The following is a 15979-nucleotide window of genomic DNA, read 5'->3' on the forward strand; positions in this document are numbered from 1 at the left end:
CAGGGCTGCCGGAGCACGGCTACCGCAGTGCCGCCGCCGCAGTGCCGCTGTCGGAAGCCGGGAGCACGGCTGCCGGAGTGCCGGAGTGCCGGAGTGCCGGGGCAACTGCTGCCGGAGTGCCGGAGCAACTGCCGCCCGGGCCGGCGGGCCGCGGGTTGGATGACGTACGGCTCGACGACCACCCGACGGCCACCCCACGAGTCCCGGACGGCCACCCCACGGACCCGGCGCGCATCGGTGTCCCCCCTGTTTCGCCACGGCAACGATTCCTAGGAGCATCCGCATGTCCCCGAAGGCCTCTGAACAGGGCACCGCGCACGGGCCCGCCGCTGTGCGGCTGCCCCTGTCGGCGGCGCAGCGCGACATTTGGATGGCCCACGGGCTGGACGCCACGGGCTGCCGCTACAACATCGGGGAGTACCGGGAGATCCGGGGCGCCCTGGACCCCGAGGTCCTCGCCGGGGCCTGGTACCGACTCGCCCGGGAGGCCGACGTCCTGCGGATCCGGGGGACGGGATCGGACGAGCACGGCGGTCTGTGGCAACTCGTCCACCCCGAACCGGTGGGCCGGCAACTGGAGTTCATGGATCTCGGCGGTGAACCGGATCCCACCGCCGCGGCCCGCGCGTGGATGGCGGCGGAACTGGCCAGGCCCTTCGACCTGGCCGAGGACTGGTTGACGAGGCACACCCTCATCCGGCTGGGCGAGGAGCGGTGGTGCTACTTCCACGCCTTCCACCACCTCGCGATCGACGGCATGGGGGTGGCCCTGCTCGACCAGCGCCTGGTGGAGCTGTACGCGGCGGCGTCCGCCGGGGAGCCCTGGGGGCCGAGCCCGTTCGGGGCGCTGTCGGACGTACTGGCCGAGGACGCGGCGTACCGGACCTCGGCGGAGGGGGACGCCGACCGGGCGCACTGGGCCGCACACCTCGCCGACCTGCCGGAGACGCCGCGGCTCGGGGAGGGGCACACCGGCCGTACGAAGCCGGGCGCGCTGCCGTTCGTCCGTCGGACCGTGGTGATGGCGCCCGATCGGGCGGACCGGCTGCGCGAGGTGGCCCGCGAGCACCGGGCGCCGTGGACGATGCTGGTGATCTCGCTGGTGGCGGCGTACGCGCATCGGGTCAGCGGGAGTGCGGAGACGGTGTTGGGGCTGCCGGTGACGGGCCGGCGGACCGAACTCGCCCGGCGTACGCCGGGGATGTCGTCGAACGTGGTCCCGCTGCGGGTGCGGGTCGCTGCCGACGGGACGCTCGCCGAGCTGTTGACCTCGGTCGTGGCGGAGACCCGGCAGGGCCTGCGGCACCAGCGCACCCGGTACGAGGACATGTGCCGTGACCTCGGTCTGGGCGAGACGGAGCGGCGGATCACGGCTCCGCTCGTCAACATCATGGCGTTCACGCCGGGGATGCGCTTCTGCGGGTTCCCGACCACTCAGCACAACCTGGGCAACGGGCCCGTCGAGGATCTGGCGGTCGGTGTGTACGACCTCGGTCCGGAGGGCGGGTTGCGCATCGACTTCGACGCGGCGCCCGAGGTGTGTGACATCGAGGCCGTGGCCGGCCATCAGGACCGGTTCCTGCACTTCGTGGAGCAGGCCCTGGACGGCTTCCGACTCCCCCTGTCCCGGATCGAGTTGTTGGGTGGGGCGGAGCGGCGGCAGGTGGTGGAGGAGTGGACGGGGACCCGGGCGGAGATCGGCGAGGCGACCCTCACGGACCGTTTCGAGGAACAGGCACGGCTGCGGCCCGAGGCGCCCGCGGTGCTCTTCGGCGGCCGGGAACTCACCTACGGCCAACTCGACACCCGCGCCAACCGCCTCGCCCACCACCTCACCGCACACGGCCTGCGCCGCGGCGACCTGGCCGGCATCCTCCTCGACCGCGGACTCGACTTCGCCGTCGCCGTACTCGCCGTCGTCAAAACCGGCGCCGGCTACGCCCTCCTGGACCCCGAGTTCCCCGACGAACGCCTCACCCGCACCGCACACGACGCCGACATCCGCGTCCTCGTCACCGACACCCGCCAGGGCGCACGCATCAGCGGCCCCTGGGCCACCGTGCGCACCGACGCCGACCACGCCGCCATCGCCGGCCGTGAGGCCGGGAACCTCGGCGTGACCCTGAGCCCGGCCGACACCGCCTGCGTGATGTTCACCTCGGGATCCACCGGACGCCCCAAAGGCATCCTCTCCACCCACCGGAACCTGGTCTCCACCCTCACCGCCCAGACCTACGCCCGCTTCGGACCCGACGAGGTCTTCCTCCAGTGCTCCCCCGTCTCCTGGGACGCCTTCAGCCTCGAATTCTGGGGAGCACTGCTCCACGGCGGAAGCACCGTTCTCCAACCCGGCCAACGCCCCGACCCCGCCGTCATCTCGGCGCTCTCCCGGCAGCACGCCGTCACCATGCTCCAGCTCTCCTCCAGCCTCTTCAACCACCTCACCGACGAACACCCGGACACGTTCGCGAAGACCCGGATCGTCTACACGGGCGGCGAGCCCGCCTCCCCCACCCATGTCCATCGACTCCGTCTGCTGCACCCCCACCTCACCATCACCAACGGTTACGGCCCGGCCGAGTCGATGGGGTTCACCACCACCCACACCATCGAACCCACCACCGAACCCGCCGGCACGGTCCCGATCGGCCGGCCGCTCGTCAACAAGCACGCGTACGTGCTGGACGCGCGGCTGCGTCCGGTCCCGTACGGCACCACGGGCGAGCTGTACCTGACCGGCGACGGCCTCGCCCACGGCTACCTCTCCCAACCCGCCACCACGGCGGACCGGTTCGTGCCCCACCCCTTCGGCCCGCCCGGATCGCGTCTCTACCGCACCGGCGACCAGGCCCACTGGGACGCCACCGGAAACCTGCACTACACGGGACGCACCGACACCCAGATCAAGATCCGCGGCTTCCGCATCGAACCCACCGAGATCGAAACGGTCCTCACCACGCACCCCCTCGTCAACCAGGCCACGCTGGTCCATGCCGACGAACGGCTGACGGCGTACGTGACGCTCACGTCCGGGCCGCGGCCCGCGCCGAGCCCGGGTGACCTCAAGGCGTGGTTGCGCGAGCGGCTGCCCGATCACATGGTCCCCGCGCGGTTCGCCGTTCTGGACCGGCTGCCGCTCACCCCCAACGGGAAGATCGACCGGCGGGCGCTGCCGGCCGTGGAGGCGCTCCCGGCCGTGGGCGGGCGGGCGCCGCGCAGTGAGCTGGAGGAGGTCGTCAGGACGCTGGTCGGCGAGGTGCTCGGTGCGTCCGTCCCCCTGTCCATGGACGACGACTTCTTCGACCACGGCGGCCACTCGCTCCTCGCCGCCCGCCTCACCAACCGGATCGGCGCCACCCTCGGGGTGACCCTCACCCTGCGGGACGTCTTCCGGCACCCCACTCCCGCCGCCCTCGCCCGGCGGATCGAGGACGCCGGGCTGCGACCGGCCCTGCCGCCGTTGACCCGTGTCGAGGAGCGCCCGGAGCGGCTGCCGCTGTCCTTCGCCCAGCAGCGGCTCTGGCTGGTGGAGGCACTGGGCGGGCGGGGAACCTCGTACAACGTTCCGTTGGCGGTGCGCCTGGAGGGGCGACCGGATGGCGACGCGTTGCGGGAGGCGTTCGGGGACCTCGTCGCCCGCCACGAGCCGCTGCGGACCCGGTTCGCCACCGCGGAGGGACATCCGTACCAGGTGATCGATCCGCTTCCCGTCGCGCCCGTCTTCGGGGTGCGCGACGTCCCGGCGGAGCACTTGGACGCCGAACTCCTCGCGGCGGCCGGCCACTCCTTCGACCTCACGGCCGAACATCCCCTGCGGGTCACCCTCTTGCGGACGGACGGCGGGGACAGTGCCCTCCTCGTCCTGCTGCACCACATCGCCACCGACGGCCAGTCGCTCGGGCCGCTCTTCGCGGACCTCTCCACGGCCTACGCGGCCCGGCTCGACGGCCGGGCGCCCGACTGGGATCCGCTGCCCGTCACCTACACCGACTACGCCCTCTGGCAGCGCACCGCCCTCACCGGGCGGCCGCTCCATGAGCAACTCGCCTACTGGAAGACCTCGTTGGCGGGGCTCCCGGAGGAGCTGGCGCTGGTCCACGACCGGCCCGCGCCGGCGACCGCCGGGCAGCGCGGGGGTGTGGTCCGAGTGGACTTCGGGACCGAACTCCACCGAAGCATCGTGGCGTTGGCGCGGTCCGAGCGCTGCACCCCGTTCATGGTCGTACAGGCCGCGCTCGCCGCGACCCTGACCCGCTCGGGTGCGGGGACCGACATCCCGATCGGGTCGCCGGTCGCCGGCCGGTCGGACGAGGCGCTGTCGGCGCTGGTGGGGTTCTTCGTCAACACCCTCGTGCTGCGCACGGACACGTCCGGCGATCCGGAGTTCCGTGAGTTGTTGGCCCGGGTCCGCGGCGCCGACCTGGATGCCTTCGCCCATCAGGACGCCCCCTTCGACCTGGTGCTGGAGGCCGTGAATCCGGCGCGTTCCCTGGCCCGGCACCCGCTGTTCCAGATCTGCCTGGCGTTGGAGTCGGGTCCGTCGGTCGCGCCGAAGCTGCCGGGGCTGCACGCCGGGCCGGTCGAGCCGCTGGCCACCGGCGCGGTCAAGTTCGACCTGGAGTTCCTGCTGCGGGCCGACGAGGAACGGGGTCTGACGGGGGCCGTGCTGTACCGCTGCGACCTGTACGAGCAGGAGACCGTCGAGCGTCTCGTCGCGAGGGTGCGCCGCGCGCTGGAGCAGGCGACGGCCGGGCCGCGGACGCGGTTGTCGGAGCTGGAGCTGCTCGGGGAGACGGAGCGGCGGCAGGTGGTGGAGGAGTGGACGGGGACCCGGGCGGAGATCGGCGAGGCGACCCTCACGGACCGTTTCGAGGAACAGGCACGGCTGCGGCCCGAGGCACCCGCGGTGCTCTTCGGCGGCCGGGAACTCACCTACGGCGAACTCGACACCCGCGCCAACCGCCTCGCCCACCACCTCACCGCACACGGCCTGCGCCGCGGCGACCTGGCCGGCATCCTCCTCGACCGCGGACTCGACTTCGCCGTCGCCGTACTCGCCGTCGTCAAAACCGGCGCCGGCTACGCCCTCCTGGACCCCGAGTTCCCCGACGAACGCCTCACCCGCACCGCACACGACGCCGACATCCGCGTCCTCGTCACCGACACCCGGCAAGCGGGACGCATCAGCGGCCCCTGGACCACCGTGCGCACCGACGCCGACCACACCGCCATCGCCGGCCGCGAGTCAGGGAACCTCGGCGTGACCCTGAGCCCGGCCGACACCGCCTGCGTGATGTTCACCTCGGGATCCACCGGACGCCCCAAAGGCATCCTCTCCACCCACCGGAACCTGGTCTCCACCCTCACCGCCCAGACCTACGCCCGCTTCGGCCCCGACGAGGTCTTCCTCCAGTGCTCCCCCGTCTCCTGGGACGCCTTCAGCCTCGAATTCTGGGGAGCACTGCTCCACGGCGGAAGCACCGTTCTCCAACCCGGCCAACGCCCCGACCCCGCCGTCATCTCGGCGCTCTCCCGGCAGCACGCCGTCACCATGCTCCAGCTCTCCTCCAGCCTCTTCAACCACCTCACCGACGAACACCCCGAGACCTTCACCACCACCCGGATCGTCTACACCGGCGGTGAACCCGCTTCGCCCACCCACGTCCACCGGCTCCACCGCGTCCACCCGGGCATCACCATCACCAACGGTTACGGCCCGGCCGAGTCGATGGGGTTCACCACCACCCACACCATCGAACCCGCCACCGAACCCACCGTCACCGTCTCGATCGGCCGGCCGCTCACCAACAAGCACGCCTACGTCCTCGACGCCCACCTCCGGCCGACCCCGGCCGGCACCGTCGGCGAGCTGTACCTGACGGGCGACGGCCTCGCCCACGGCTACCTCGCCCAACCCGGCACGACCGCCTCACACTTCGTCCCGCATCCCTTCGGCCCGCCCGGTTCCCGCCTGTACCGCACCGGCGACCAGGCCCACTGGGACGCCGCCGGAAACCTGCACTACATGGGGCGCACCGACACCCAGATCAAGATCCGCGGCTTCCGCATCGAACCCACCGAGATCGAAACCGTTCTCACCACCCACCCCCTCATCGCCCAGGCGACCCTCGCGACCCACCCGGACCACCGCAACACCCCGCAGCTGACGGCCTACGTGGTGACGACCGGGGAGCTGACCGCGCAGGACGTGCGCCTGTGGCTGCGCACGCTCCTGCCCGACCACATGGTCCCGGCCTACGTCGTCCCGCTCGACCGGCTGCCGCTGACCCCCAACGGAAAGATCGACAAGACCGCGCTGCCCAAGCCGCAGGCCGTGACCACGCCCGGTGGGCGGGCCCCGCGCACACCGCTCGAAGAGTCCGTGCGGAACTGGTTCGGCGAGGCCCTCGGCACCCCTTCCCCGCTGTCCATCGACGACAACTTCTTCGACCACGGCGGCCACTCGCTCCTCGCCGCCCGCCTCACCAACCGGATCGGCGCCGCCCACGGGGTCACCCTCACGCTGCGCGACATCTTCCAGCACCCCACTCCCGCCGCCCTCGCCCAGCACGTCGAGGCCTTGACGGCCCGGTCGGGGCCCGCCGCCGCGCCGCGCCGCGGCCGGCCGGCCCTGCGGCGGCGCACCCCCGATCAGGAACGGAGTTCCTCATGAACGACCTGAACGACCTGAACGACCTGAACGACCTGAACCACGCCCACGACGACCGGTCCCCGGCCTTCACCCCCGCCCCCGACGACGTGGTCTGGGACCTGCCCGGCGAGGGCGAGCAGCGCACCTCGCTGCTGGTCCTGCCGCACGCCGGCGGCAACGCGCACGCGTACGCCGAGTGGCGCGCGTACCTGCCGGCCGACGTACGCCTGCTGATCGGCCAGTACCCGGGGCGCGGCGCCCGCTTCGCGGAGGACCTCCCGCGCGACGTCGCCGATCTCGCCGGCCCGGTGGTGGCGGCCCTGCCGGCCGGGGCCACCGACGACCTGGTGGTGCTGGGGCACAGCATGGGGTCGCTCGTCGCCTTCGAGGTGGTGCGCGCGCTCCAGGCGGCCGGCCGTGCCCCGCGGGCGCTGGTCGCCTCGGCCTGCCGGGCGCCGTTCCTCGCGAACCCGGCCGCCGTGCACCCGGAACTCCTGGACGACGACGCGCTGGTGGCCGCCATCAAGCAGCGCGGTGGCACCGACGACGGCATCCTCGACGAGCCGGAGCTCCGGGAGATCATCCTGCCGGCCATCCGGGCCGACTTCGCGATCGACGACGTGTACCGCTGCGAGGAGTCGGCCGCCCGGGTGGACTGCCCGGTGACGGTGATCGGCGGCGACGCCGACCCGGTCGCGCCGGCCGCGGCGCTGGGGAACTGGGCGCGGATCACCGACCGGGAGTTCACCTCGTACGTGCTGCCGGGCGGCCACTTCTACTTCCAGCGGCAGTTGCCGGAGTTCTTCGCCGTGCTGGCCTCGGTCGTCGGCGGGCACGTGCAGGCGCCGACCGCGGTCTGACCCTCGCCCCGCCTCCGCAGCACCGCGCCCGTCGCCGGTCCCGGCTCGTGCCCCGCCCTTCCCCGTTGTTTCGTTCCGCACCCTTGAAGGACTCCTCATGACCCTGACCACCGTGGCCCACGCGCAGGTCTCCGCCGGGATCACCCCGGTCCGCGAACCCGGCCGGCCCGTCGTCGTCCACACCCCCGCCGGCGCCGACCTGGACGCCTCCGTCGCCTGGCTGACCGCCCACCGGGAGGCGATTCAGGCCGAGTTGCACCGCTCGGGCGCCGTCCTGCTGCGCGGGTTGCCCGTCACCGACGCGGCCTCGTTCGCCGTCGCGCGGGACGCCCTGATCCGGCAGCGGGCCGGCTACAAGGAGAAGGCCACCCCGCGCACCGACTTCGGCGAGGGCGTGTTCTCCTCCACCGATCTGCCGGCGGTGCAGCCGATCCGGCTGCACAACGAGAACAGCTACACCCTCGACTTCCCCGGCGTGCTGCTGTTCGGCTGCGTGATCGCCCCCGAGGAGGGCGGCGCGACCACGGTCGGGGACATGCGGGAGGCGCTGCGTCTGCTGCCGCCGGAGCTGGTCGAGCGGTTCGAGCGGGCCGGCTGGCTCCTGGTGCGCAACTACTCCGAACTGGCGGGCCTGCCCTGGTACAAGACCTTCGCGACCGAGGACAAGGCCGTGGCGGAGGCGTACTGCGAGGAGAACACGGTCGGCTACGAGTGGGTCGACGACGGGGACTCGATGATCACCCGGCAGCGGCGTTCGGCGATCGTCACGCACCCGGTGACGGGTGAGCGCACCTGGTTCAACCACTTCGCGTTCTGGAACAGCCGGACCCTGGACCCCGATGTCCGCGAGGTGCTGGTGGAGACGTACGGCGAGGACGGGCTGCCCTTCAACACCTACCTGGGTGACGGGTCCCGGCTGACCGACGCCGAGGTGGACGCGATCAACGCCGTCTACGACCGGGTGACCGTACGGGAGACCTGGCAGGCGGGCGATCTGATGATCGTCGACAACATCCTGTGCGCGCACGGCCGCGAGGCCTTCAAGGGCGACCGGAAGATCCTCGTCGCGATGGGCGAGCCGGTCGCGCTCGCCGACTGCGCCCCGGCCACCCTGCCGTCCACCACCGTCCACAGCGCGCCCGCCGGGGAGTGATCACCGTGACCGCCGTTCTTCCCGAGCGCCCGAGCACCCTCGTGGCGCGTCCCGTGCCGTTCGCCGCCCCCGACCTGCTGGACCGGCTGGCCCTGGTGCCCGCCGCGCGGACCGCCGTCGTCGCGGGCGACCGCGCGTTGAGCTTCGGCGCCCTGCGCGCCCAGGCGATGCGGGTCGCCGGCCGGCTCGCCGAGCGGGGCATCGGCCCGGAGAGCGTGGTCGCCCTGGCCCTGCCGCGCGGCACGGAGCTGGTCGCCGCGCTGCTCGGCACCCTGTGCGCGGGGGCCGCGTACCTTCCGGTGGACCCGAGGCTGCCCGCCGATCGGCGCCGGTACCTCGTCGAGGACGCGGGGGCCGACCTGGTGGTCACCACGTCCGACCCGGAGCCGCTCGTCGAGGGGACGCCGCACCTGGCGGTGGCCGCCCTGACGGCGCCCGGTCCCCGGGACCGCCCCTTCGCGCCGGTCGCCGTGTCCCCCGAGACCCTCGCCTACGTCATCTACACCTCGGGTTCCACGGGCCGGCCCAAGGGCGTCGAGATCGTGCGGGGCGCGGCGTCCGCGCTGCTGGCCGAGCTGGAGGACGCGGGCATCGCGGTCACCGAGGGCGGGCGGGTCGGTTGGAACGCCTCGCCGTCCTTCGACGCCTCCGTGCAGCAGTGGGTGCGGGTCTGCCGCGGCGACACCCTGGTCATGATCGACGAGGAAACGCGTGCGGATCCGGCGCTGCTGGCCCGGCTGATCGACGAGCAGGCCCTGACCGATCTCGACATCACGCCCTCGCACGCCGATCCGCTGCTGGACCTGCTCACCGCGGACGGCGGGCCGCGCCCGCTGACCCTGCTCGTGGGCGGCGAGGCGATCGGCCCCGCGCTGTGGCGTCGGCTCGGCAAGCGCGGTGCGGCCGGGGTGCTGCGGACGGTGAACCTGTACGGGCCCACCGAGTGCACGGTGGACTCCACGGCGGGATGGGTGGACGCGGCGGACGAGCCGCACATCGGCACCGTGCTGCCCGGCCTGCGGATGCGGGTGCTCGACGGACGGCTGGCCCCGGTGGCCGAGGGCGAGAGCGGCGAGCTGTACCTGGCGGGCCCGCGGGTGGGGCGCGGCTACCGGCGTCGGCCGGGGTTGACGGCGGAGCGGTTCGTCGCCGACCCGGGGGGCTCGGGCGAGCGGATGTACCGCACGGGTGACCTGGTGCGGCTGCTGCCGGACGGCCGGCTGGGCTACCTCGGCCGGGCCGACGGGCAGGTCAAGCTGCGCGGCCACCGGATCGAACTCCGTGAGGTGGAGGCGGTGTTGGCCGCGCTGCCGGGGATCGCGGAGGCCGTGGTGCTGCTGCGGGACGAGGTGCACGGGGCGCCGGGTCTGGTGGCCTACCACCGGAGCGTGGAGCCGGTCGCCGAGGCGGCACTGCGTTCGGCGCTGACCGCCGCGCTGCCCGGGTACATGGTTCCGTCGGCCTTCGTGCCCGTGGACCGCTTCCCGACCACGCCCAACGGGAAGATCGACCGGGCCGCGCTGCCGGCGCCCGTCGCCGCCTCCCCGCAGTCGCCGCCGGCCGCCGGCGGGCTGACCCGCTCGCAGGAGTTGATCGCGGGTGTCTGGGCGGCCGTGCTGGGCGCCTCGCGCATCGGTCCGGACGACAACTTCTTCAAGCTGGGCGGCCATTCACTGCTCGCGATCAAGCTCGTGTCGCGGGTCCGCGCGGAGCTGGGCGTCTCGCTCCCGGTGAAGGCCGTGTACGCCAACCCGCGCCTGCGGGACCTGGCCTCCCACATCGACACGCTCGTCGCGGCCGCCGCAGGTCCGGCCCCGTCGGGCCAGGACGGCTGAGGACATGACCGTGATCCCGTTGTCGTTCGCGCAGCGCAGGCTGTGGTTCCTTGGCCGGCTGCACGGGCCGTCGGCCACCTACAACGCTCCGGTGGTGCTGCACCTGGACGCCGAGCCCGACGCCGACGCGCTCGGCCTGGCGCTGGTCGACGTGGTGGAGCGGCACGAGGTGCTGCGCACGGTGCTGCCGGCCGACGCCGACGCGCAACCGCACCAGGTCGTGCGGGAGTCGGCGGCCGTGCCCCGGCTCACCGTCCGGGCCTGCGCGCCGGGCGAGGTGGAGGCGGCGGTGGCCGCGTTCGTCCGGCAGCCGATCGACATCACCCGTGAACCGCCCCTGCGGGCGCGGCTGCTGCGCCCCGGCGACGGGACCTCGGTCCTGGTCCTGCTGATCCATCACGTGGCGACCGACGGGTGGTCCGTACGCCCCCTGCTGCGCGACCTGTCGGTGGCGTACGGTGCGCGCCTCGCGGGTCGGGAGCCGGGCTGGGAGCCGTTGCCCGTGCAGTACGCGGACTACGGCGCTTGGCAGCACGAGCTGCTCGGGGATCCGGCCGACCCGGACAGTCTGGCGGCCGAACAGCTGGCCCACTGGCGGACCGTGCTGGACGGCGCCCCGCCGGTGATCGCGCTGCCGGCGGACCGGCCGCGTCCCGCCGAGCCGTCAGGACGGGGGGCCATGGTGACGGCCCGGCTGGACGCGGCGTCGCACGAGGGGCTGCTGGCCCTGGCCCGTGCGCACCAGGCGAGTCTGACGATGGCGGCCGGCGCGGCGCTCGCGGCGGCCTTGTCCGCCGTCGGCGCGAGCGAGGACGTGGTGATCGGCACCCCGGTCGCGGGCCGGCCCGAGGAGGACCTGTACGAGCTGGTGGGGTTCTTCGTGAACTCCCTCGCGCTGCGCACCGACCTGTCCGGGGAGCCGACCGTCGGCGAACTGCTGGACCGGGTCCGGGACGCGAGCCTGGCGGCCTACGCGCATCAGGACCTGCCCTTCGACCTGCTGGTGGAGCGGCTCGCCCCGGAGCGGGCGCTGGGGCACCACCCGGTCTTCCAGGTGATGCTGACCGTGGACACGGGCGGCGAGGCCGCCGGTCCGGTGGAGTGGGCCGGCGGGATCCGCGGGCGGCTCGCGGACGTGGCGTTGGACGCGGCCAAGTTCGACCTGACCTGGTACTGCGTGGAGCGGCGGACCGCCGAGGGGCGGCCCGGGGGGCTGGAGGTGGCCCTCCAGTACGCGACGGACCTGTTCGACGAGGACACGGCCCGGCTGCTGCTGGACGTGTACGTGCGGGCGTTGGCGGGGTTCGCGGCCCGGCCCGCAGCCCGGCCGGCCGAGCTGGGCCTGGTGTCGCCGCAGGAGGCGGGCGGGTTGGCCGCGCGGAGCGCGCGTCGGCCGGACGACGCGGCGCCGCCGGCGTCCGGGGCGGGCCGGCGGGACGTGCTGTCCCCGCGCGAGGAGATCCTGTGCGGGCTGTTCGCCGAGGTGCTCGGCCGGGAGACGCTCGCCGCCGACGCGAACTTCTTCCGCAGCGGCGGGCATTCGCTGCTGGCGAGCAAGCTCGTGAACCGGATCCGGGGCGCGCTCGGGGTCGACGCGGGGATCCGCGACCTGTTCCTGGCGCCGACGCCGAGCGCCCTGCACCGGCGGCTGGCCGAACGGGGCGCCGCGGCGGCGGCCCGGCCGGCGCCGGTGCCCGTCGCGGGCCGGCCGGAGCGGGTCCCGCTGTCGGCGGCGCAACGGGCCCTGTGGTTGGTGGGCCGGATCGAGGGCCCGTCGGCGGGCTACAACGCGCCGCTGGTGATCCGGTGGGACGGGGTCCCGGAGCGGGTCGCGCTCGCGGCCGCGCTGGGGGACGTGCTGGAGCGGCACGAGGTGCTGCGCACGGTGTACGGGTCCGAGGGCGGGGAGCCGTACCAGCGGGTCCTGACCGTCCGGGAGGCACCGTTGGAGGTGGTGGACTGCCCGCCGGGCGAGCTGGACGCGCGCGTGGACCGCTTCGGCCGCGAGGTCTTCGACCTGGAGAACGAACTCCCTTTGCGGGCGCGTCTGTTCCTGCCGGGGGACGGTACGTCGGTGCTGGTGCTGCTCGTCCACCACATCGCCACCGACGGGTGGTCGATCGCGCCGCTGCTGCGGGACCTGGGCGAGGCCTACGAGGCCCGGCGCGCCGGCGGGGCGCCGCGGTGGACGCCGCTCCCGGTGCAGTACGCCGACTACGCGCTCTGGCAACGGGCGTTGACGGCGGAACCGGACCGGCTCCTCGACTTCTGGCGGGAGGCCCTGGACGGGCTGCCGGCCCGCACCGCGCTGCCGGCCGACCGGCCGCGGCCCGTCGAACCGTCCGGTCGGGGGGCCACGCTGTCCGCGACCCTGGGGGCGTCGGAGCACCGGGCGCTGGCCGGGCTGGCCCGCTCCGGCCGGGCGAGCCTGTTCATGGTGGCCCGCTCCGCGTTGGCGGTGGCCCTGTCGGCCACCGGGGCCGGGGAGGACCTGGCGATCGGCACCCCGGTGGCGGGACGCGCGGACCAGAACCTCCACGAGCTGGTCGGCTGCTTCGTCAACTCCCTGGTGCTGCGCACCGATCTGTCCGGCGAGCCGACCGTCGCCGAGCTGGTGGAGCGGGTGCGCGACGCCGACCTGGCCGCCTTCGACCACCAGGACCTGCCGTTCGACGTCCTCGTCGAGCAACTCGCCCCGCCGGGGCGTGCCTTGGGCGAGCATCCGTTCTTCCAGGTGATGCTGACCGTGCGGGACGCGGGCGACGACCGGGTGCGCCTGGGTGGGATCGAGGGCCGGGCCGGCAGCACCGACCTGGGCGCGGCCAAGTTCGACCTGAGTTTCCACTGCGCCGAGCGGCGGGACGCGCGGGGCGGGGCCGACGGGCTGGACGTGCACCTGCAGTACGCCGAGGACCTGTTCGACGAGGACACGGCCCGGCTGCTGCTGGAGGTGTACGTACGGGCGTTGCGCGCGTTCGCGGCGGACCCGGGGGCGCGGCCGACCGGACGGGAACTGCTGTCGCCGGCGGAGCTGCGGGCGCTGGAGGAGCGTCGGGACCGGCTGGAGCGGGCCGCCGCGGTGGCGGCCGTACGGGAGTCGGCGCCGGTCGCCCCCGGGGCGCTCTCGCCCCGCGAGGAGATCCTGTGCGGGCTGTTCGCGGAGGTCCTGGGCCGCGAGGACCTCGCGGCGGACGCCAACTTCTTCAAGTCGGGCGGACACTCGCTGCTCGCGAGCAGGCTCGTCAACCGGATCCGGGCCGTGCTGGGTGTGGAGGCGGGGATCCGCGACCTGTTCCTGGCGCCGACGGCGAGCGCCCTGCACCGGCGGCTGGGCACGGCCGCGGGGGCGACGCGACCCGCGCTGCTTCCCGTACCGGACGCGGAGCGGCCCGCGCGGCTGCCGCTGTCGTACGCCCAGCGCCGGCTGTGGTTCGTCGACCAGTTGGAGGGTCCCTCGGCCGCGTACAACATCGCGCTGGTGCGGCGGCTGGACCGGCCCCTGGACCCGGCGGCGCTCGCCGAGGCGTTGGCCGACGTCGCCGAGCGGCACGAGGTGCTGCGCACGGTGTACGGGATCGAGGGCGGGGAGCCGTACCAGCGGGTGCTGGAGGGGGCGCGGCCTCCGCTGGTGCTCGGCCGGCCGGTCGATGTGACGGCGGCCGTGGACGAGGCCGCCGGGCACGTCTTCGACCTGACGCGCGACCTGCCGTTGCGTGCCTGGCTGTTCCTGCCGGACGGGGACGGTCCGCAGACCCTGGTGCTGTTGCTGCACCACATCGCGGCCGACGGCGGGTCGACGGGTCCGCTGCTCGCGGACCTGTCGGCGGCCTACGAGGCCCGGTGCGCGGGCGGCGCGCCTCTGCGGGAGCCGCTCGCGGTGCAGTACGCGGACTACACGCTGTGGCAGCGGGACCTGTTGGCGGACGCGGACGCCGAGGTGGAGCACTGGCGGACCGCGCTGGCCGGGCTGGCGCCGCTGATCGACCTGCCGACGGACCGGCGCCGGCCGGCCGAACCGTCGGGGCGCGGGGCGGTCACCGGTTTCGCGGTGTCCGCCGCGACGCACCGGAGGCTGACCCGGATCGCCCACACGGGCGGGGCCACGCTGTTCATGGTGGTGCAGGCCGCTCTCGCGGCGGCCCTGTCCCGGTGCGGCGCGGGAACGGACCTGGCGCTCGGCACCTCGGTCGCGGGGCGGTCCGACGACGCCCTGTCGGGGCTGGTCGGCTTCTTCGTGAACACGCTGGTGCTGCGGACGGACACGGCCGGGGACCCGACGTTCGAGGAGTTGCTGACGCGGGTGCGGGAGGCGGACCTGGCGGCGTACGCGCACCAGGACCTGCCGTTCGACCGGCTGGTCGAGGCCCTCAATCCGCACCGTTCGTCGGCGCACCATCCGCTGGTGCAGGTGATGCTCCAGGTGAACCCGGCGGAGCCGGACGTCGCCGACGGCGGCCCGCTGGCCGGCGTCCCGTTACCGTACGGGGCCGGGTCCGCCAAGTCGGACCTCACCTTCGCGTTGACGGAGGACGCGGGGGGCGGGCTGAGCGGGGTGCTGGAGTACGCGAGCGACCTGTACGGCCCCTCGGGGGCGGCGCGGCTCGCGTCGCTGCTGGTGGAGGCGCTGGCGTTGTTCGCCGCCGATCCCGGTCGGCGGATCGGCGAGCTGCCGGCGCCGCCGGACCGGCGCCCCGAGCGGATCCTGGTCGGCGGCTACCGGATCGACACGGCGCACGTCGGGGCCGTCCTGGCGGAGCATCCGTCGGTGATCCGGGCGCAGGTGCGGGTGGAGGACGGCCGGCTGGTCGCGCACGCGTCGGGCGGCGTGACGGAGGGCGAGCTCCAGGCGTGGGCGGCGGAGCGGCTGCCGGAGTACGAGGTCCCCTCGGCCGTGCTCCTGCCGACGGGCTCGGCGGGACCGGCGGGACCGACGGGACCGGCGGCCGCCCGGGCACCCGCGCCGTCCGAAACCCGCGACGCGGACGTGGAGGACGGACCGGTGGCGGCGCTCGTCCGGCTCTTCGGGGAGGTGTTGGAACGCGAGCGGATCGGCGCGCAGGACAACTTCTTCAAGTCCGGCGGACACTCGCTGCTCGCGGTGCGGCTGGTGAACCGGGTCCGTGCGGAGCTGGGCCGTGAACTCACCCTCCGCGAGGTGTTCCGGCACCCGACGCCCGCCGGCCTGGCCGCCCTGCTGGCCGCGAGCGCCCTCGGCCCCGGCGCCGGCTCCGGTTCCGGCCCGTCGCCGACGTTGCGGCGTCGCACGCGGGGCGGCTCGCGGGTCCCGCAGGCGTAGCAGACCGGCCGTCGAACCCCCGGGGCGGGCTCCGGGGGTTCGACGGCAGTCGGGCGGCAGTCCGGGGCGGCAGCGCCTCGGTCCGAGCTGCCCCGGGGACTGCCCGCCGGGGCCGGGGGCGGTGCCTAGCGTGGGGGTCACGGACTGCGCTCCGCATCCCACCCCTCGCCTGGAGGCCCCGCG

Annotated in this window: 5 protein-coding genes; all 5 read left to right on the forward strand. The window is 74.3% G+C overall.

Features of this window, described 5'->3' with window-relative positions; translation table 11 throughout:
- The first annotated feature begins 283 nt into the window (after positions 1 to 283).
- Positions 284 to 6673, forward strand: a complete 6390-nt coding sequence (locus OG906_RS08625) for a non-ribosomal peptide synthetase (protein WP_329441457.1) — start codon at positions 284 to 286, stop codon at positions 6671 to 6673.
- The gene (locus OG906_RS08630; RefSeq protein ID WP_329441459.1) at positions 6670 to 7512 is read left to right on the forward strand and encodes a thioesterase II family protein; all 843 of its coding nucleotides are present in this window, start codon (positions 6670 to 6672) and stop codon (positions 7510 to 7512) included. Before OG906_RS08625 ends, OG906_RS08630 begins: the two co-directional genes overlap by 4 nt.
- Positions 7513 to 7609: 97 nt before the next feature.
- Entirely contained in the window at positions 7610 to 8665 is a 1056-nt protein-coding gene (locus OG906_RS08635) for a TauD/TfdA family dioxygenase (protein WP_329441461.1), read from the forward strand.
- 5 nt (positions 8666 to 8670) lie between these two features.
- Complete coding sequence (locus tag OG906_RS08640; protein WP_329441463.1) at positions 8671 to 10500, forward strand: non-ribosomal peptide synthetase; 1830 nt, start codon at positions 8671 to 8673, stop codon at positions 10498 to 10500.
- A 4-nt stretch (positions 10501 to 10504) separates the two neighbouring features.
- Positions 10505 to 15796 carry a condensation domain-containing protein gene (locus OG906_RS08645; protein WP_329441465.1) on the forward strand — a complete coding sequence of 1764 codons (5292 nt, stop codon included), beginning with the start codon at positions 10505 to 10507 and terminating at the stop codon, positions 15794 to 15796.
- Positions 15797 to 15979: the final 183 nt, after the last annotated feature.

It is taken from the genome of Streptomyces sp. NBC_01426, assembly GCF_036231985.1.
In the GTDB taxonomy this organism is placed as follows: domain Bacteria; phylum Actinomycetota; class Actinomycetes; order Streptomycetales; family Streptomycetaceae; genus Streptomyces.